This is a genomic window from Acidovorax sp. SUPP3334 (assembly GCF_030159055.1).
Classification (GTDB): Bacteria; Pseudomonadota; Gammaproteobacteria; order Burkholderiales; family Burkholderiaceae_C; genus Paracidovorax.
Window position 1 is genome coordinate 1 of the sequence record NZ_BQXQ01000061.1, and the last position, 18,702, is coordinate 18,702.

An 18,702-nucleotide genomic window follows, 5' to 3' on the forward strand; every position below is an offset into this window, starting at 1 on the left:
GGCTTGCGGCGAAGTGAAGGCATCATGTGACGCCAGTCGATGCGCTTTGGGTGCTTGTTCTGGACGCTGGCGCGCAGCCTCTCGCACTCGAACACCTTCACACCACCGAGCCAGGCCTGAAGGTGCGAGCAGCGCACGGCCGACTTCTACCTGGCTGCCGGCCTGCTGCGGCAGCGGCTGGACGTGCAGAAAACCTTCGACACCGGCTTCAACGTGGGCAAGGGTTGAAAAGGCGCGGGGCCAGCTGCTGCAAGACCTGCGGCGGACTCATGGTCAAAAACGGCTCCAGCGCAATCAACACCAGGGGGTATAGCTATAAAAATAATAGCGAACGAAAACCTGCCCATTGTTGCCGGTCTGGTTCAGCCGCTGAAAGGGCCTTCAGCGCTGGCCTGTCAAAGGAATTTAGCTATGAAAAACAGAGCGGTTCCAACGGTTTTCGCAGCGGCTGCATAACCGGAATGTCTTAGCACCCAATTTCAGGGTCGTTGGCGTTTGGGTGGCAACCCCGTACATTCCCGCATCCGCATTTTTCCTTTTCAGCGCCGCCGTGGCCCACGGGCACCGGTGGCGCCATGACATTTTCATGATCGATTTACGGGGTATCACCCAGATTTACCAGGGCGCGCAAGGGCCCGTGGAGGCATTGCGCGGCATCGACCTTCACATCACGCCGGGCGAAGTGTTCGGCATCATCGGGCGCAGCGGGGCGGGCAAAAGCTCGCTGGTGCGCGTCATCAACCTGCTGAACCGGCCCACGCGCGGCGAAGTGATCGTCGCGGGGCGCGACCTCACCCAACTCAACGACGCGCAACTGCGCGAGGCACGGCGCGACATCGGCATGGTGTTCCAGCACTTCAACCTGCTGTCGTCGCGCACGGTGTTCGACAACGCCGCGCTGCCGCTGGAGCTGGCCGGCATGGACAAGGCGGCCATTCGCGGCCGGGTCGATCCGCTGCTCGAACTGGTGGGCCTGTCGTCCCTGCGCGACCGCTACCCGGCGCAGATCAGCGGCGGGCAAAAGCAGCGCGTGGGCATCGCCCGGGCACTGGCCAGCCGGCCCAAGGTGCTGCTGTCGGACGAGGCCACGTCGGCGCTTGATCCGGAAACCACCCGTTCCATCCTCGCGCTGCTGCGCCAGGTGAACCAGGAACTGGGCCTGACGGTGGTGCTCATCACCCACCAGATGCAGGTCATCAAGCAGGTGGCCGACCGCGTGGCCGTGATCGACGCAGGCCGCATCGTGGAGCAGGGCCCCGTGCTGGACGTGTTCACCCGGCCGCAGCAGGCCATCACCAAGAGCCTGATCGACGAGATCGTGCCGCAGGAACTGCCGGCCAGCGTGATGGACCATGTGCGCCATCTGTCGTCGCAGCTGATCGCGGCGGGGCAGGGCAACGTGGGCCAGCTGCTGCGCCTGTCGTACGCCGGCGAGCGCGCCTACCAGCCCATCCTCTCGCGCCTGATCCGAGAGCACGGGCTCGATCTGTCGATCCTGCACGGGCAGATCGACGAGATCCAGGGCCAGACGTTCGGCTCGCTGGCGGTGTATGCCAGCGGCGACGGCGCCCGCCTGGCCGCGGCGATCGCGCAGCTGCGGGCCGAGGGCGTCGTGGTGCAGGAAGTGCAAGCCAATCAAGAGAGCGGGGTCTGAGCGATGTTCGAGAATTTTTCGGAAATGATGCTGGAGCTGTTCGCCACTTCGCTGTGGGAGACGATCATCATGGTGGGCATCTCGGGCATCGTCGGTGCGCTGCTGGGCATTCCGCTGGGCGTGTTCCTGCGGCTGACCGACCGCGGCGGCGTGCTGGAGAACGGCCCCATGAACAAGACCGTGGGCTGGATCGTGAACGCCGTGCGCTCCACGCCGTTCATCATTTTGCTGGTGGCGATCATCCCGTTCACCCGGTTCATCACCGGCTCGTCCATCGGCACGGCGGCGGCGGTGGTGCCGCTCACGCTGGCAGCGGCACCGTTCGTGGCGCGCCTGGTGGAAGCCTCGCTGCGCGAGGTGGACAACGGCCTCATCGAGGCGGCCCAGGCCATGGGCGCCACCACGGGGCAGATCGTCTGGAAGGTGCTGCTGCCCGAGGCGCTGCCCGGCATCGTCGCCGGCCTCACCATCACCTTCGTCAGCTTGACGGGTTACTCCGCCATGGCCGGCGCGATCGGCGGCGGCGGCCTGGGCGACCTGGGCATCCGCTACGGCTACCAGCGCTTCCTGCCCGACGTCATGCTGGCCGTGGTGGTCGTGCTGATCTTTTTCGTGCAGGCCGTGCAAAGCCTGGGTGACTGGGCGGTGCGGCGGCTGAGCCACCGCTGATCCGGCCGGCGCGCACGGGGCCGCATCAGCCCTGCGCCGGCACCCGGTAGTGGTAGCGGTAGGCGTCGGTGAACCCCAGCGCGGCGTAGAGCCCGCGGGCCACGGCATTGCCTTCGCGCACCTGCAGATACGCCGTTTCCGCGCCGCCAGCGCGGCCCCATTCCATGAGGCCCCGCACCAGCGCGCGGCCATGTCCCCGGCCCCGGTGGGCCGGCGCCACCACGATGTCGAACAGGCCGACCGCGCCACGCTCCCGCACGGCCAGACCGAAGCCCACGGCTTGGCCGCCCTGGTGCAAGGTGGCAAAAGCGCAGGGCAGGGCGATCGACTGCACCATGGCGTGGTGAATGGCGTGGTTCGCCGCTGCCACGCCGTTGGCGGCGGCAAATCCGTCCAGCCATTCGGCGCTCGGGGTGGTTGCCAGGTCCACGCAAGGCTGCGGCAGCGCGCCTTTGCTCGGCAACGCCGCCTGCATGACCCAGGTGGGCTCGAAGACGGTGTAGCCGGCCTCGGCCAATGCCGCCTCGGCATCGGCACCTGCCAGCGGCGAGATCCGGAACACGGGCCGCAGGTCGTGGCGGGCGTACAGCGCTTCGGCGGCTTCGCGCACGCCTGTGAACGGCGCACAGGCCTCCAGCGCATTCACTGAATTGGCGCGCTTGGTGAACCCTCCAGCCAGGCGAAACACCCAGCCCTGGTGCAACACGGTCTGGCGCGCGGGCCAGGCATTGAAGGCGCGTTCTTCCAGCGCACGGACAGCAGACAAGTCGCAGGGGTTCGACAGACAGGACATGCAGGATTTATAGCAGCCCGGCCCGTCGCCGCCTTTATGTGCGCATGTTGTAAGGAAATGAAAACGTATTCTTATGGGTTTGATAAGGCAAACCCTAAGATGCGCCATCTCTTTTCAAAGGTGTTTCCGTGAACAAGCGCTTCCTGCTGCAATCGACCCTCGCCCTGGCCCTTGCCGCTGGCCTCCAGACCGGCGCCATGGCGCAGGACAAACCGCTCAAGATCGGCGTGACCGCCGGCCCGCACGCGCAAATTTTCGAGCAGGTCAAGAAAGTGGCCGAGAAAGACGGCCTGAAGCTCCAGATCGTCGAGTTCAGCGACTACGTGCAGCCCAACGCCGCGCTGGCCTCTGGCGACCTGGACGCCAACAGCTATCAGCACAAGCCCTACCTCGACGCCCAGGTGAAGGACCGTGGCTACAAGCTCGTGTCGGTGGGCTACACCGTCAACTTCCCGATCGGCCTGTATTCCAAGAAGGTCAAGAAGCTCGAAGACCTGAAGGAAGGCGCCAAGTTCGGCATTCCCAACGACCCCACCAACGGCGGCCGCGTGCTGCTGGTGCTGCAGGACAAGGGACTCATCAAGCTCAAGGAAGGCGCGGGTCTCAAGGCCACGCCGCTCGACGTGGGCTCCAATCCCAAGAAGCTGAAGTTCGTCGAACTCGACGCTGCGCAGCTCGCCCGTTCGCTGGACGATCTGGACGCCGCCGCCATCAACACCAACTTCGCCCTGTCCGCGGGCCTGAGCCCTGCCAAGGACGCCATCGCCCAAGAAAACGCCAAGAGCCCCTACGTCAACCTGATCGCGGTGCGCGAGGCAGACAAGGACAAGCCCTGGGTCGCCAAGCTGGTGAAGGCCTACCAATCCGAAGAGATCCGCCAGTTCATCCAGACGGAGTTCAAGGGCGCGGTGCTGCCGGGCTTCTGAATCTTTCCCGGCACGCCAATACAAGCTGCCCGCGCCGGCCTCCGGTGCCGGCAGCTTTTTTCATGGCCCGGCGTTCGGAATGCCGAGACAGCGCTGGCTTAGATGTTTTCCGACATAGGAACGGATTTTTTATTCGTTGAATAGGCAGGGCGCCGGTTCTACATTGGATTGGACGGCCACGCCCCGCAAGACGGGCGGCTGCAGCCACCACACCACCAGGAAGGCCCCATGTCCCACCCCGTGCAAGACACCGAATTACCGCCCGCGCTGCAATCCGCCCATGAGCAGGCGCAAGCCGCGGGCCTGGCCTACGCCGGCGGCGTGCCGCCCACCGTGGCGTGGAGCCTCTTTTCGTCGGGACAAGCATTGCTGGTGGATGTGCGCTCGGGCGAAGAGCGAAAGTTCGTCGGCCACGTGCCGGGCAGCCTGCATGTGGCCTGGGCCACCGGAACGGCGCTCAACCGCAATCCGCGGTTCGCCCGTGAGCTGGAGGCCGCCATCACCAAAGCCTCCACGCGCGATGCGCCGGTGCTGTTGCTGTGCCGCAGCGGCAAGCGTTCGGTGCTGGCGGCCGAAGCGGCGGCCAAGGCCGGTTTGCAGAACGTCTTCAACGTGACCGAAGGCTTCGAAGGCGAAATCGACGCGGCCCAGCAGCGCGGCGCATCCGACGGCTGGCGCTTTCATGGCCTGCCCTGGGTGCAGGACTGACCCGCTCACCCGCCGCCCGCGCCGCCCACGCCGCCCACGCCGCAGGCGGCCCAACGTATTCCCCATGCAGGAGGCCTTGATGGCTGTCTTCGAGATCGATCACATCGTGCAGTCGCTGCACGCCGTGCGCCGCGAGTGGCGCGATTCGCAAAACCGGTCTCAGGAGCCCGGCGGGCGCGAGTTTCCGTCGCGCGATGCGCTGGCGCAGATGCTGGATCAACTGAAGGGCGCGCTGTTTCCGATGCGCCTGGGCCCCCATGACCTGCGGCAGGAAAGCGAAGACTGGTACGTGGGCCACACGCTCGATCTGGCGCTGCACACGCTGCTCGGGCAGGCCCGGCTGGAGATGCGCTACGGCGCGCGCCAGCACGGCGGTGCCGACAGCGAGGCGATCGAGCCGCAGGCCCTGGTGGCCGCGCAGGCCTTTGCCGCGTCGCTGCCGGACATCCGCCGGCTGCTGGACAGCGACGTGCTCGCCGCCTATCAGGGCGACCCCGCCGCGCGCAGCGTGGACGAGGTGCTGCTGTGCTACCCCGGCGTGCTGGCCATGATCCACCACCGCATCGCGCACCGCCTGTACACGCTGGGCCTGCCGCTGCTGGCGCGCATCGTGGCGGAACTGGCGCACGGCCAGACCGGCATCGACATCCACCCCGGCGCGCAGATCGGTGCGGGCTTTTTCATCGACCACGGCACGGGTGTCGTGATCGGTGAGACGGCCGTGATCGGCGAGCGCGTTCGCCTGTACCAGGCGGTCACGCTGGGCGCCAAGCGCTTTCCCACCGATGCCGAAGGGCACCTGCAAAAGGGCCTGCCGCGCCACCCGGTGGTGGAGGACGACGTGGTCATCTACGCCGGTGCCACGGTGCTGGGCCGCGTCACGCTGGGCCGCGGTGCGGTGATCGGCGGCAACGTGTGGGTCACGCACGATGTCCCGGCGGGCGGCAACGTGACGCAGGCGATTTCGCGCGAAGGGTAGGCCTGCGCGCGTGCCGCCAGGCAGCGGCGGGCGGCACGGTGCGAAAGGGATGACGGGAACTAAAACAAGGGAAGAACCATGTCGGTATTGATCAGGAATTTCGGGGTGGCGGTGCGCCAGTCGCGCGAGGCGAACGGCTGGTCGCAAGAGCGGCTGGCCGAGCATTCGGACCTGAATCGCTCCTATGTGGGCGAGATCGAGCGGGGGGCGGCGATCGCCTCGCTGCTCACGGTCGAAAAACTGGCCGGTGCCCTGGGCGTGCGGCCCTCGGCGCTGGTCACGCGGGGCGAAGCGATCGGCCACGCGAATCTGGTGCGGGGACTGCAATTGACGGCTATAGCCTGTTGAGTGCTGCGTTGGAAGCTTTGACACTGCCCAGGCTTTCTTCAACAACGCACGGAGTTCTTCAATGTCTGCAACTGTGGGCGGCACGACCGCCTTGGGTGACAACGCCGCACGGCAATTGGCCAATGCCACCAAGACGGTCCCCCAACTCGAAACGATCAGCCCGCGCTGGCTCACGCACCTGCTGCAATGGGTGCCCGTGGAAGCAGGCATCTACCGTCTGAACAAGGTCAAGAACCCCGAATCCATCCGCGTCACCTGCACGGCCAAGGAAGAAGAAAACCAGCTGCCGCGCACCTTCGTCGATTACGAAGAAAACCCGCGCGAATTCTTCCTGAACGCCGTGAGCACGGTGCTGGACGTGCACACCCGCGTGTCCGACCTGTACAGCAGCCCGCACGACCAGATCAAGGAGCAGCTGCGCCTCACGATCGAGACGATCAAGGAGAACCAGGAAAGCGAGCTGATCAACAACCCCGACTACGGCCTGCTGGCCCAGGTGACCGATGCGCAGCGCATCTTCCCGCTGACCGGCGCCCCCACGCCGGACGACCTGGACGAACTGCTCACCAAGGTGTGGAAGGAGCCCGCTTTCTTCCTCACCCATCCGCTCGCCATCGCCGCGTTCGGGCGCGAAGCCACGCGCCGCGGCACGCCGCCGCCCACCGTGAGCCTGTTCGGCTCGCAGTTCATCACCTGGCGCGGCATTCCGCTCATCCCGTCCGACAAGGTGCCGGTGGCCGATGGCAAAAGCAAGATATTGCTGCTGCGCGTGGGCGACAAGCGCCAGGGCGTGGTGGGGTTGTTCCAGCCGGGGCTGGCGGGCGAGCAGGGCCCGGGCCTGTCGGTGCGCTTCATGGGCATCAACAACCACGCCATCGCCTCGTACCTGATCTCGCAGTACTGCTCGCTGGCGGTGCTCACCAGCGATGCGCTGGCCGTGCTGGACGATGTCGAGGTGAACAAGTACCACGACTATCCGGACACCTACAAGTGAAGCGCAAGGAGCGGCCATGACCCTCGCTTCCTTCTCGCCGGGCGCGGACGCGTCCGGTGGCGCCCCCATCGATCCCGCACTGATCGCCCGCATGGCGAATGCCTTGTTCTCGGCGTTGCCGGGCGAGGCGGCAGCGCCGGCCGGCGTGCACTCCGCCGGCGGTTTTCCGTCAACGCCGCCGTCGTCCGTGCCCGGCCTGGGCGCCGTGCCGCCGGGCATGCAAGCGCCGGGCAACATCGCGCCGCCCGGATCGCCGCTGGCCAGCCCGGCCGGCTTCGGCCCGAGCGTGCCGGGCACGCCGATTCCGCAGGGCCAGATTCCGGGCGCCAACGTGCTGCCGGCATCGCCCACGCAGGTGCTGTCGCTCGGCCACCGCGCGCCCGCGCTGTTGCCGCATGCCACGGCGGCCAATGGCTTGCCCGACACGGTGGTGAGCGCCTTGCCGGCGTACGAGCCACGCCTGGGCAGCGGCGTGTTGGGCGTGCCCGAGGCGTCGGGCGCTGTCGCCGGGCCAGCGGCGCAGGCGGCGCCTGCCGCGCATTCGCCGTATTACTTCGTGGGCGAGCGCCAATCGCCTGCTTTGCCCGCTTCGGGCGGAGCACAGGGTGCTTCGGTGCCGGCAGGCCGGCGCACTGACCCCCTCGATGCACTTGCGCGGTTGTCGCTGGCGCCGCCCGCCGCACCCCAGGCGTCGGCCCCGGCGCTGGGCAGCCGCCTGCCGCAGGCCACGGCCCCGGACGGGCCGGCGTTCTACTTCGTCGATACGGTGCAACTGCCGAGTGGCCATGTGACCCCGGCCCAGCCCCATCCGCATGCGGACCGAGGTAGCGCGGCGCCTTCGGCAGGGCAGGGGCGCCACCCGCCGTTCGATGTGCATGCGATCCGGCGCGACTTTCCCATCCTGTCCGAGCGGGTGAACGGCCGCCAGCTCGTGTGGTTCGACAACGCGGCCACCACGCACAAGCCGAAAGCGGTGATCGACCGCATCAGCCACTTCTACGCGCACGAAAACTCCAACATCCACCGCGCCGCGCATGAACTCGCCGCCCGCGCGACGGACGCCTACGAAGGCGCCCGCCAGCGGGTGAAGGCGTTCATCAATGCGCCGGACGTGAACGAAGTGATCTTCGTGCGCGGCACCACCGAAGCCATCAACCTGGTGGCCAAGAGCTGGGGCAGCCAGCACGTGGGCGAGGGCGACGAAATCATCGTGAGCCACCTGGAGCACCACGCCAACATCGTGCCCTGGCAGCAGCTGGCGGCGGCCAAGGGCGCCAGGCTGCGCGTGATTCCGGTGGACGACTCGGGCCAGGTGCTGCTGGGCGAGTACCAGAAGCTGCTGAACGACCGCACCAGGATCGTCGCCGTCACGCAGGTGTCCAACGCGCTGGGCACCGTGGTGCCGGTGAAGGAAATCGTGGCGATGGCGCACCGCGCCGGCGCCAAGGCGCTGGTGGACGGCGCCCAGTCGGTGTCGCACATGCGGGTGGACGTGCAGGCGCTGGGCGCCGACTTCTTCGTGTTCTCGGGCCACAAGGTGTTCGGGCCCACGGGCATCGGCGTGGTGTGGGGCAAGCGCGAGGTGCTGGAAGACATGCCGCCGTGGCAGGGCGGCGGCAACATGATCGCCGACGTCACGTTCGAGAAAACCGTGTTCCAGCCGATCCCCAACAAGTTCGAGGCCGGCACGGGCAACATCGCCGACGCGGTGGGCCTGGGTGCGGCGATCGACTATGTGAACCGGGTGGGTATCGAGAACATCGCCCGCTACGAGCACGACTTGCTGGTGTACGGCATGCAGCATCTGGGCGCCATCGCGGGTGTGCGGCTGATCGGCACGGCCGACGACAAGGCCAGCGTGATGTCGTTCGTGCTGGATGGGCAATCGACCGAGTCCGTGGGCAAGGCGCTGAACGGGGAAGGCATCGCGGTGCGCACGGGCCACCACTGTGCGCAGCCGATCCTGCGGCGCTTCGGCGTGGAAACCACGGTGCGGCCGTCGCTGGCGTTCTACAACACGTTCGATGAAATCGACCGGCTCGTGCAGGTCGTGCAGCGGCTCGCCAGCCAGCGGCGGGCCGGGTAGGACAAGCGCGCGTTCGGGGCGCACGCCCCTGCGGGCCTCGATCCCGTGGCACCCGGAGAGGGGTTGGAGTCTTTCATGCCTCCAGCGCAATATCCACTAGGGGATATTGCTATTAAATAAATAGCAAAAGATTGCGGAACTCCTGCGCCGCCAAGCACCTCGGGTGCGTCGCGCAAGCCTCTGAAACCGCACGGGCCGTGACTATCATGGCCCGCTGCGGCTGCAAGCGGCCGTGCCTTTTCTGGCTGTCTTTTCACAAGGAGTGCTCATGGACCAATACCAGATCGCCGTCATCGTCGGCAGTCTCCGCAAGGATTCGTTCAACCGCAAGCTGGCCACCGCGCTGGCCCGGCTCGCGCCACCGGACTTTCACTTCACGCAACTGCGCATCGACGATCTGCCCCTGTACAACCAGGACGACGACAACCATCCGTCGCCGGCCGTGCTGCGCCTGAAGACCGAAATCGCCCAATCCCAGGGCCTGCTGTTCGTCACCCCCGAATACAACCGCTCGGTCCCCGGCGTGCTCAAGAATGCGCTGGACCACGCCTCCCGTCCTTACGGCCAGAGCGCCTGGGGCGGCAAGCCTGCGGGCGTGATCGGCGTATCGATCGGTGCCATCGGCACGGCCATGGCGCAGCAGCATCTGCGCAACATCCTCGCCTACCTCGACGTTCCCACGCTGGGCCAGCCCGAAGCCTTCATCCAGGCCAAGGACGGCCTGTTCGACGACGACGGCAACATCGGTGAAGCGAGCCGCCAGTTCCTGCAGGGCTGGGTCGAGAAATACGCGGCCTGGGTCAAACAGCACGCCAAGCTCTGATGCATTAGCCCCTGTTCGGTCACCTTCTCCGGGACCGGCCGCCCTGCCAGTGCGGCCGGTCTTTTTCGTTTGCCATCCCGCCATTTGGTTGATAAAGTCAACAAATTGTTTGATGGGGGTGAATCAATATGGCGTCCGATGTCGCAGTCTTTCCGGTTCCCGCTGCGGCGGTCAAGGCGCTTCGGCAGTTCAGCCGGTTCTTCACGCGCCGCATCGGCGTTCTCGATGCCTATCTGGGCAGCGATCTGTCCCTGACCGATGTGCGGGTGCTGTATGAACTGGCCCACCGCAGCGCGCCGGTCGCCAGCGACATCGCCAAGGACCTGGGGCTGGACGCCGGCTATCTGAGCCGAATCCTGAGCCGGTTCGAGAAAGCCGGCTGGCTGGAGCGACGGCCCGGCGAGCACGACGCGCGGCAGAGCCTGCTGCTTTTGACCGATGCGGGGCATGCGGCCTTCGCCCCGCTGCAGCAGCGCTCGCGCGATGAAGCGTCAGCGCTGCTGGCACGTTTGTCACCCGATCAGCAGACCGATGCGCTGGCTGCCATGCGGCGCCTGGAGGCGCTGCTGTCCCCCGAGTCCGCCAGCCGCCCACGGCTCGTGGTGCTGCGCGATCCGGTGCCGGGCGACATGGGCTGGGTGGTGCAGCTGCATGGCGAGACCTACTGGCGCGAATACGGTTGGAACCAGGAGTTCGAGGCGCTGGTGGCCGAGATCGCCGCGCGATTCGTGCGTGAATTCCGGCCCGGGTTCGACAAGTGCTGGATTGCCGAGATCGATGGCGCGCGCATGGGGGCCGCTTTCGTGGTCCGCGAGTCCGACACCACCGCGCGGCTGCGGATGCTGATCCTCGCGCAAGAGGCGCGGGGCATGGGGCTGGGCGGCCGGCTGGTGGACGAGTGCATCGCCTTCGCCCGGGCCAAGGGCTACACCGAAATGACGCTGTGGACCAATAGCTGCCTGACTGCGGCGCGACATCTCTACGCGCAGCGCGGCTTCACGCTCGTGGCCTCGGAACCGTACATCGCCTACGGCCAGTCGCTGGTGGGCGAGACCTGGACGCGTGCGCTGTAGGCCCCTGTGGCGCTCATGAAAAAGCCGGCGCGGGGCCGGCTTCTCGATGGTGCGCCGTCGGGTGGTGAATCAGGCGGCTTCGGCCACGGCTTGGCGGGATTGCGCCACATGCGCCTGGATGTCCGAATCCGCGCTGTCCAGGGCCCTGGATTTGGCGTCCGGGCCCATGGCCACACCCTCGGCGCGCACGAAGCGCACGTCGCTGATGCCGAAGAAGGCGAACACGGTCTGCAGGTAGCTTTCCTGGTGCTCTATGGCACGGCCGGCATCGCTGGTCGAGTAAACGCCGCCGCGCGTCGAGGCGACGATCACCGTCTTGCCCTTGGCCAGGCCTTGGGGGCCGGTAGCGGTGTAGGTGAACGTGCGGCCGGGCTGGGCGATGCGGTCGATCCAGGCCTTGAGTTGCGTTGGGATGCCGAAGTTGTAGAAGGGCGCGCCCACCACGATCACATCGGCCGCCAGGAACTGGCTCACCAGCTGCTCGGATACGGCGTTCTCGCGGCGCTGCGCTTCGGTGAGGCCTTCGGTCTGGCCCGTGCGCGGTGCCATCGCATCCATGGTGAAGTGGTTGGGCGCCTGCGCCACCAGGTCCAGGTGCTGAACTTGCGTGCCTGGATGGGTGGCGACCCATGCCGCCACGGTTCGGGCGGTGAGTTGGCGCGAAACGGACTGGTCGCCGGTGATGGCGGAATCGATGTGGAGCAATTGCATGGAAGTTTTCCTTGGAACAGTGCCTGACACGGTGTGCGGCGTTGGATAGATTGTGCAGATGGTCACATTGATTGATAAGCCCGGTAATTTGCGATAGATTGTTCTGCTCATAGAACAATCGAGGCGTGCCATGCAGGATCTCAACGACATGCTGTACTTCGCCGAGGTGGTCGAGCGAGGGGGCTTTGCTGCGGCCGGCCGGGCGCTCGGCATTCCCAAATCCCGCCTCTCGCGGCGCGTATCGGACCTGGAGGCCCAGTTGGGCGTTCGGCTTTTGCAGCGCACCACCCGCAAGCTGTCGCTCACCGAAGTCGGCAAAGCGTATTTGCGCCATTGCCAGGCCATGCGCGAATCGGCGCAGGCGGCGGCCGACACCGTGGCAGAGGTCCAGACCGAGCCGCGCGGCACCATCCGCGTGGCCTGCCCGGTCACCATCGCCCAGACTCTGCTGGGCCACATGATGCCGGTGTTCCTCGCGCGGTATCCACTGGTACGGGTCGAACTGCAGGTGCACAACCGTGTGGTGAATCTGGTGGAGGAGGGGATCGACGTCGCGCTGCGGGTGCGGCCCACGCTGGACGACAGCGGCAGCATGGTGGTGAAGCGGCTGGACGACGGCGCCTCTTTGCTGGTGGCCAGCCCAGACCAGCTGGCTCGGCAAGGCACTCCCACCACGGTGCAAGACCTGGCGCTGCTGGACAGCATGTCCATGTCGGCCATCGATGGCCGTGACTCGCGCTTGTTGCTCGGGCCGGATGGGCAAGAGGTGCTGTGGCAGCACAGCCCGCGCTACGTGGCCGATGACCTGCTCACCTTGAAGTTCGCTGCCGTGGCCGGTGTCGGCATGTGCTGGCTGCCCGACTACCTGTGTGAGGACGAGTTGCGCAACGGCCGTCTGGTGCGATTGCTGCCGCAGTGGTCGCCACCGCGCGGCTTGATGCACGCCGTGTTTCCATCGCGCCGGGGCCTGTCGCCCGCAGTGCGCCAATTTCTGGATTTTCTGGGGGAAGCGATGCAGGGGACGACGGCGCAATTTGCTCGCGAAGGCCCTGGCGCTGTGAGCAAAGGGGTCGTCTCGGAGACTCCGCCGACCGCCGCGCCTGCCCATTCTTAAGATCAATTAGCGATTAATTCAAAAGAATATATTCGTTTGGGTTTTAAAGGCCCAATCGCAGAATGGGCCTGATCCACCGTTGAGGAGTCCATTTCCATGGCCCATGCAATGTTTCTTCGGACCTCCCGTCGGGTCCGACCCCCTTTCTGCACACACCTTCCGGCCGCAGCGCCGCTGCACCCATGAGCAGCGTGCCGAGGCCCATCGCCAGCCGCGAACGCTCGGCGGCGGGGGCTGATCCGATCCTGCGGCCGGATGCAATGGCCGCTGCCTCGGCCCTCGGTGCGACTGTGGCACCGGCGGCAGGGCCGGTGTCGGTCATCATCGTTCCGGGCTGGCGCGATTCCGGTCCGGGGCACTGGCAGAGCCTCTGGGCAGAGCGGGTGCCGGGCGCGCAGCGCGTCGTGCAGGACGATTGGGTCACGCCTTCGCGGCTCGCCTGGGTGAGCGTGCTCGAACGCCTGGTGCTGGATGCGCCGCACCCTGTCGTGCTGGTGGCCCACAGCCTGGGCTGTATCACCGCGACCCACATGGGTACGCAGGCGGCGGCCCGGGTGCAGGGCGCCTTGCTGGTCGCCCCGGCCGACCCCGAACGCCGCGCGGTGCTGAGCGATTTCGCCCCCGTGCCGTATGCCCCGCTGCCCTATCGGAACATTCTGGTGGCGAGCAGCAACGATCCGTATTGCCCGATCCGCCTGGCGGGCGCCTATGCGCGGGCCTGGGGGAGCGAGTTCGTGCGGCTGCCGCAGGCAGGGCATGTAAACGTCGAGTCCGGCCATGGCGAGTGGCCGCTGGGCTGGGCGCTGCTTCACTCGTTGGTGGACGGCGCAGAATGGGGGATGGGCCAGTGCAGTTCCGACACCCGCTCTGCCGCCTGATTGGATTGCTATTATTTATGTAGCAATATGCCCTAGTGGTTATTGCGCTGGAGGCGTTTTTGACTGAGATCGGTTCAGCCGCGCAGGATGAATTTTCAGCGCTTCTATATTCTCGAAATTGGATTAATTAACAAGAATATATTCTTTTGAGTTTTAAGTCGTGCCGCCCACAATCGGTTTCACTTTTAGAAACGTGGGTGACGCACACATGATTTCCCGGACAAAACTCAAGACCTTCCTGGCGGCGCTGGCACTGGCTGCCGGTGGCATGGCTTCGGCGCAAACGTCAACGCTGCTCAACGCCTCTTATGACGTGGCCCGCGAGTTCTACAAGGATTACAACCCCGCCTTCGCCGCCCACTACAAGAAGACCACCGGCAAGGACGTGAAGATCGACCAGGCGCATGGCGGCTCCAGCGCCCAGGCCCGCGCGGTGAACGACGGCCTCGACGCCGATGTGGTCACCATGAACACCACGACGGACATCGACTTTCTGGCGGGCAGCGGCGTGGTCGCCAAGGACTGGGCCAAGCGCTTTCCCAACGACGCCTCGCCCACCACCTCGACCATGCTGTTCCTGGTGCGCAAAGGCAATCCCAAGAACATCAAGGACTGGGACGACCTCGCCAAGCCCGGCGTGCAGGTCGTGGTCGTGAACCCCAAGACCGGCGGCAACGGCCGCTACGCCTACCTGGCTGCATGGGGCAGCGTCCGCGAAAAGGGCGGGACGGACGCGCAGGCCGAAGAGTTCGTGGGCAAGCTGTTCAAGAACGTGCCCGTGCTGGGCAAGGGCGGCCGCGACGCCACCAGCATCTTCCTGCAGCGCAACACGGGCGACGTGCTCATCACGTTCGAATCCGAAGTGCTGTCGATCGAGCGCGAGTTCGGCAAGGGCAAGGTCGATGCCGTGTACCCCTCCAGCAGCGTGCTGGCGGAAAACCCCGTCGCGGTGGTCGAGCGCACCGTGGCCAAGAAGGGCACCGGCGAGCTGGCCAAGGCCTACCTGGACTACCTGTATTCCGACGAGGCCCAGGAAATCGCGGCCCGGCATGCGCTGCGCCCGCGCTCCGAAGCGGTGCTGAAGAAGCACGCCGACCTGTTCAAGCCCGTCAAGCTGTTCACCGTCTCCAAGTACTTCGGCTCGCTGGGTGAAGCGCAGAAGGTGCATTTCGACGACGGCGGCCAGTTCGACAAGCTCTACACGCCCGGCGCCAAGTAAGACATGGCCGCCGCGACCTCTGCCTTGGCCGGCGACGCCGTGGCGTCCGCGGGCGGGGCCCGGCGCAGTCCGAAGCGGGTGTTGCCCGGCTTCGGGCTCACGCTGGGCTACACCATCTTCTATCTGAGCATCATCGTGCTCATCCCGCTGTCGGCGCTGGTTTTCAAGACCTTCACGCTGACCTGGGACCAGTTCTGGGCCGCCATCAGCGCCCCGCGCGTGCTGGCTTCGTACCGGCTCACTTTCGGAGCCTCGTTGATCGCGGCGCTGGTCAACCTGGTGTTCGGCCTGCTGATCGCGTGGGTGCTGGTGCGTTACCGGTTTCCCGGCAAGAAGATCGTCGATGCGCTGGTGGATCTGCCGTTTGCGCTGCCCACGGCCGTGGCGGGCATCTCGCTCACCGCGCTGCTCGCCGGCAACGGCTGGGTGGGCCAATACCTGGAGCCGCTGGGCATCCAGCTGGCTTTCAAGCCGGCAGGCGTGGTGATCGCGCTGATCTTCATCGGATTGCCCTTCGTGGTGCGGACGGTGCAGCCCGTGCTGGAAGACGCCGAGAAAGAGCTGGAGGAGGCCGCCACCAGCCTCGGCGCCACGCGTTGGCAGATCTTCACCCGCGTCATCCTGCCGTCGATCACGCCAGCACTGCTGACCGGCTTTGCCATGGCATTCGCCCGGGCGGTGGGTGAGTACGGCTCGGTCATCTTCATCGCGGGCAACATGCCCATGATTTCCGAGATCACGCCCCTCATCATCATCGGCAAGCTGGAGCAGTACGACTATGCGGGCGCCACGGCGGTCGCCGTGGTGATGCTGGTCATCTCCTTCCTGCTGCTGCTCGTCATCAATGCACTGCAAGCCTGGCAGCGCCGCCATGCGGGAGCCCCGGCATGAGTTCGACCTCCACCAACGCATCCAGCGCCTCGAACGCGAATCCCCGTGCGCCCGTGCGGCGTGCCCAGGCCGGCACCACCGAGGCCGCCTGGGTCCGCTGGACGCTCATCGGCATCGCGCTGGCCTTTCTGCTGCTGTTCCTGGTGCTGCCTCTGGCGGCCGTGTTCACCGAAGCGCTGCGCAAGGGTTTCGGCGCCTATCTGGCGGGGCTGAAGGAGCCCGACGCTTGGTCGGCCATTCGCCTCACGCTGATCACGGCGGCCATCGCCGTGCCGCTGAACCTCGTGTTCGGTGTTGCGGCGGCCTGGGCCATCGCCAAGTACGAGTTCCGCGGCAAGGCCTTCCTGACCACGCTGGTGGACCTGCCGTTTTCCGTCTCGCCCGTGGTGGCGGGGTTGGTGTATGTGCTGATGTTCGGCGCGAACGGCTGGATCGGCCCGTGGCTGGCGGCGAACGACATCAAGATCATCTTCGCCGTGCCGGGCATCGTGCTGGCGACGATCTTCGTGACCTTTCCCTTCATCGCCCGCGAACTGATCCCGCTCATGCAGGCCCAGGGCAGCGACGAAGAACAGGCGGCCATCGTGCTGGGTGCGAGCGGCTGGCAGACCTTCTGGCACGTGACCCTGCCCAACATCAAATGGGGGCTGCTCTACGGCGTGATCCTCTGCAACGCGCGTGCCATGGGCGAGTTCGGCGCGGTGTCGGTGGTGTCGGGCCACATCCGAGGGCAGACCAACACCATACCGCTGCACGTCGAAATTCTCTACAACGAATACCAGTCCGTGGCGGCCTTCGCTGCCGCCTCGCTGCTGGCCCTGCTGGCACTGGTCACGCTGGTCATCAAGTCGATTGCCGAATGGCGCAACGAGCAAGAGCGCAAGGCGGCTGCCGCGTTGCCGCCCGAGCGCCCCGCACCCGCCGCCGCGGGCGCGCGCTGAACGAAAGCACACCATGAGCATTGAAATCCGCAACATCAGCAAGCAGTTCGGCAGCTTCCAGGCGCTGCGCGACGTGAGCCTGGACATCCAGTCGGGCGAACTCATCGCGCTGCTCGGCCCCTCGGGCTGCGGCAAGACCACGCTGCTGCGCATCATCGCGGGGCTGGAAACGCCCGACGTGGGCACCATCCATTTCTCGGGCGAAGACACCACCGACGTGCACGTGCGCGACCGTGGGGTGGGCTTCGTCTTCCAGCATTACGCGCTCTTTCGGCACATGACGGTGTTCGAGAACGTGGCGTTCGGCCTGCGCGTGAAGCCGCGTGGCGAGCGCCCGAGCGATGCGCAGATCAAGCAGAAGGTGACCGATCTGCTCAAGCTGGTGCAGCTCGACTGGCTGGCCGACCGCTACCCCTCGCAGCTGTCCGGCGGCCAGCGCCAGCGCATTGCGCTGGCCCGGGCGCTGGCGGTGGAACCCAAGGTGCTGTTGCTGGACGAGCCTTTCGGCGCGCTCGATGCCAAGGTGCGCAAGGAGCTGCGCCGCTGGCTGCGCCGCCTGCACGATGAGCTGCACGTGACCAGCATCTTCGTGACGCACGACCAGGAAGAAGCGCTCGAAGTGGCCGACCGCGTCGTGGTCATCAACCAGGGCCGGATCGAGCAAAGCGGCTCGCCCCAGGAGGTGTGGGACCAGCCGGCCAGCCCGTTCGTCTATGGTTTTCTGGGCGACGTGAACCTGTTTCGTGGCCGGGCCCACGAAGGGCTGGTGCATGTGGAAGGCATGGCCATCGATTCGCCCGAGCATGCGAGCGCGCAGAACGCCAGCGCCTTTGCCTATGTGCGCCCGCACGACCTGGACGTGCAGCGCTACTCGCCCGGCGAGGGCGTGGACGCCGACGGGCGCCCGCGCGGCATCGTCGCGCAGCTCAGCCGTGCCATCGTCGTGGGCCCGATCGCGCGGCTGGAACTTATTCCCGATGCCGATCACAAACCAGCGGACAATGCGAGCCCAGACTCGGTGATCGAAGCGCAGATTCCTGCGCAGCAGTACCGGGAGATGGGTTTCAGGGAGGGTGAAACGCTGGTGGTCACACCGCGCCGCGCCCGCGTTTTTCTGGACCACGCCGCCGGTATCTGATGCAGCCTTCGAGGGCTGCCGACCGCTGCGGCCTTCAAGGACAAGAACAATGGTGTTGAACTGGTTGGATGCCGCGCCCCGCCGCGTGCTGGGACTGATTGCCGCAGCGTGCGTGGCCATGCTGGCTTTCGGCATGTACCTGCAGCATGTCGTGGGGCTGGAGCCTTGCCCGATGTGCATCGTTCAACGCTACGCTCTCATTGGTGTAGCAGTGTTCGCAGCACTGGCAAGCGCCAGAGGCACAAAAGGCTGGTGGATGTCGTGGGGCTTCCTGGCCTTGCTGTCGTCGGGCTTCGGTGCCTTCGTGGCCGCCCGGCAAAGCTGGCTGCAGTGGTACCCGCCCGAGATCGCAACCTGCGGGCGCGACTTCTACGGAATGATCGAGCACTTCCCCATCGGCCGCGCGATTCCCATGATCTTCAAGGGCTCCGGCGACTGCGCCGCGGTGGACTGGACCTTCCTCGGCGGCTCCATCGCCAACTGGTCGTTCATCTGCTTTGCGATCATGGCCATCGTGATCGTCGTACTCCTCGCTCGCGGTGGCCGTGGCACTGCAAGCCGCCGTCCGCTGGCCGCTGCCTGACTGACACCGGTTCGGCCGCGCAAACTGCCGAAGGCGCCCCGACCGGGCAATGCCGCTCAGTTAAGGCTGAGCGGCATTTTTCTTGACGGGATACTGTGTCTTGGTCATTCGAACCTCACGCGGATACCGCCTGTGGGATCTTCGAGGCGGCAGCACGAAGCGGCGGATGTTCTT

The 18,702-nt window shown here is 66.2% G+C and carries 19 protein-coding genes and 1 pseudogene; 18 read left to right on the forward strand and 2 right to left on the reverse strand.

All coding sequences use genetic code 11. The features are described 5' to 3' along the window. Positions 1-126: 126 nt before the first annotated feature. From AVHM3334_RS22070 to AVHM3334_RS22080, 3 genes and pseudogenes are all read left to right on the forward strand, one after another. Positions 127-228 (forward strand): annotated as a pseudogene (locus tag AVHM3334_RS22070) (ABC transporter substrate-binding protein); the annotation flags it as partial. A 358-nt stretch (positions 229-586) separates the two neighbouring features. Then, positions 587-1,654: a methionine ABC transporter ATP-binding protein gene (locus AVHM3334_RS22075; RefSeq protein WP_284415617.1), complete on the forward strand. Its 1,068-nt coding sequence runs from the start codon at positions 587-589 to the stop codon at positions 1,652-1,654. Positions 1,655-1,657: 3 nt separating this feature from the next. After that, positions 1,658-2,323 (forward strand): methionine ABC transporter permease, encoded by a 666-nt coding sequence (locus AVHM3334_RS22080; RefSeq protein ID WP_092739387.1) that lies wholly within the window; start codon positions 1,658-1,660, stop codon positions 2,321-2,323. 25 nt (positions 2,324-2,348) lie between these two features. On the opposite strand, the gene AVHM3334_RS22085 is transcribed toward AVHM3334_RS22080, so the two are convergent. Then, a complete protein-coding gene (locus AVHM3334_RS22085; RefSeq protein ID WP_284415618.1) occupies positions 2,349-3,089 on the reverse strand; it encodes a GNAT family N-acetyltransferase in 741 nt (246 codons plus the stop codon). 155 nt (positions 3,090-3,244) lie between these two features. Here AVHM3334_RS22085 and AVHM3334_RS22090 point away from each other — a divergent pair, with 155 nt between their 5' ends. The 8 genes from AVHM3334_RS22090 to AVHM3334_RS22125 all read left to right on the forward strand — a co-directional run bounded on the left by AVHM3334_RS22090 (position 3,245) and on the right by AVHM3334_RS22125 (position 11,053). Then, the gene (locus tag AVHM3334_RS22090) at positions 3,245-4,042 is read left to right on the forward strand and encodes a MetQ/NlpA family ABC transporter substrate-binding protein (protein ID WP_284415619.1); all 798 of its coding nucleotides are present in this window, start codon (positions 3,245-3,247) and stop codon (positions 4,040-4,042) included. Positions 4,043-4,270: 228 nt separating this feature from the next. Then, positions 4,271-4,750, forward strand: coding sequence for a rhodanese-like domain-containing protein (locus AVHM3334_RS22095; RefSeq protein WP_284415620.1), 480 nt, complete (start codon positions 4,271-4,273; stop codon positions 4,748-4,750). A gap of 79 nt (positions 4,751-4,829) precedes the next feature. Further along, positions 4,830-5,729, forward strand: coding sequence for a serine O-acetyltransferase EpsC (epsC, locus tag AVHM3334_RS22100; RefSeq protein WP_284415621.1), 900 nt, complete (start codon positions 4,830-4,832; stop codon positions 5,727-5,729). A gap of 78 nt (positions 5,730-5,807) precedes the next feature. Beyond that, positions 5,808-6,077 (forward strand): helix-turn-helix domain-containing protein, encoded by a 270-nt coding sequence (locus AVHM3334_RS22105; RefSeq protein WP_284415622.1) that lies wholly within the window; start codon positions 5,808-5,810, stop codon positions 6,075-6,077. A 61-nt stretch (positions 6,078-6,138) separates the two neighbouring features. After that, positions 6,139-7,071: a family 2A encapsulin nanocompartment shell protein gene (locus tag AVHM3334_RS22110; protein ID WP_272547788.1), complete on the forward strand. Its 933-nt coding sequence runs from the start codon at positions 6,139-6,141 to the stop codon at positions 7,069-7,071. A gap of 16 nt (positions 7,072-7,087) precedes the next feature. Further along, positions 7,088-9,157 carry a family 2A encapsulin nanocompartment cargo protein cysteine desulfurase gene (locus AVHM3334_RS22115; RefSeq protein WP_284415623.1) on the forward strand — a complete coding sequence of 690 codons (2,070 nt, stop codon included), beginning with the start codon at positions 7,088-7,090 and terminating at the stop codon, positions 9,155-9,157. A 268-nt stretch (positions 9,158-9,425) separates the two neighbouring features. Next, entirely contained in the window at positions 9,426-9,980 is a 555-nt protein-coding gene (locus tag AVHM3334_RS22120; protein ID WP_284415624.1) for an NADPH-dependent FMN reductase, read from the forward strand. 128 nt (positions 9,981-10,108) lie between these two features. After that, positions 10,109-11,053, forward strand: a complete 945-nt coding sequence (locus tag AVHM3334_RS22125) for a bifunctional helix-turn-helix transcriptional regulator/GNAT family N-acetyltransferase (protein WP_284415625.1) — start codon at positions 10,109-10,111, stop codon at positions 11,051-11,053. Positions 11,054-11,122: 69 nt separating this feature from the next. On the opposite strand, the gene AVHM3334_RS22130 is transcribed toward AVHM3334_RS22125, so the two are convergent. Beyond that, complete coding sequence (locus AVHM3334_RS22130) at positions 11,123-11,764, reverse strand: FMN-dependent NADH-azoreductase (RefSeq protein ID WP_284415626.1); 642 nt, start codon at positions 11,762-11,764, stop codon at positions 11,123-11,125. A gap of 130 nt (positions 11,765-11,894) precedes the next feature. Between AVHM3334_RS22130 and AVHM3334_RS22135 the strand changes: the two genes are divergently transcribed. The 7 genes from AVHM3334_RS22135 to AVHM3334_RS22165 all read left to right on the forward strand — a co-directional run bounded on the left by AVHM3334_RS22135 (position 11,895) and on the right by AVHM3334_RS22165 (position 18,528). Next, the gene (locus AVHM3334_RS22135) at positions 11,895-12,878 is read left to right on the forward strand and encodes a LysR substrate-binding domain-containing protein (protein WP_284415627.1); all 984 of its coding nucleotides are present in this window, start codon (positions 11,895-11,897) and stop codon (positions 12,876-12,878) included. A 260-nt stretch (positions 12,879-13,138) separates the two neighbouring features. Then, positions 13,139-13,756 (forward strand): RBBP9/YdeN family alpha/beta hydrolase, encoded by a 618-nt coding sequence (locus tag AVHM3334_RS22140; protein WP_284415633.1) that lies wholly within the window; start codon positions 13,139-13,141, stop codon positions 13,754-13,756. Positions 13,757-13,964: 208 nt separating this feature from the next. Then, positions 13,965-14,975 (forward strand): sulfate ABC transporter substrate-binding protein, encoded by a 1,011-nt coding sequence (locus AVHM3334_RS22145; protein WP_284415628.1) that lies wholly within the window; start codon positions 13,965-13,967, stop codon positions 14,973-14,975. Between the two features lie 3 nt (positions 14,976-14,978). Continuing rightward, complete coding sequence (gene cysT / locus AVHM3334_RS22150; RefSeq protein WP_284415629.1) at positions 14,979-15,866, forward strand: sulfate ABC transporter permease subunit CysT; 888 nt, start codon at positions 14,979-14,981, stop codon at positions 15,864-15,866. Then, positions 15,863-16,807, forward strand: a complete 945-nt coding sequence (cysW, locus tag AVHM3334_RS22155) for a sulfate ABC transporter permease subunit CysW (protein ID WP_284415630.1) — start codon at positions 15,863-15,865, stop codon at positions 16,805-16,807. Before cysT ends, cysW begins: the two co-directional genes overlap by 4 nt. A 13-nt stretch (positions 16,808-16,820) precedes the next feature. Beyond that, a complete protein-coding gene (locus tag AVHM3334_RS22160) occupies positions 16,821-17,945 on the forward strand; it encodes a sulfate/molybdate ABC transporter ATP-binding protein (protein WP_284415631.1) in 1,125 nt (374 codons plus the stop codon). 49 nt (positions 17,946-17,994) lie between these two features. Beyond that, entirely contained in the window at positions 17,995-18,528 is a 534-nt protein-coding gene (locus AVHM3334_RS22165) for a disulfide bond formation protein B (protein WP_284415632.1), read from the forward strand. Positions 18,529-18,702 lie beyond the last annotated feature (174 nt).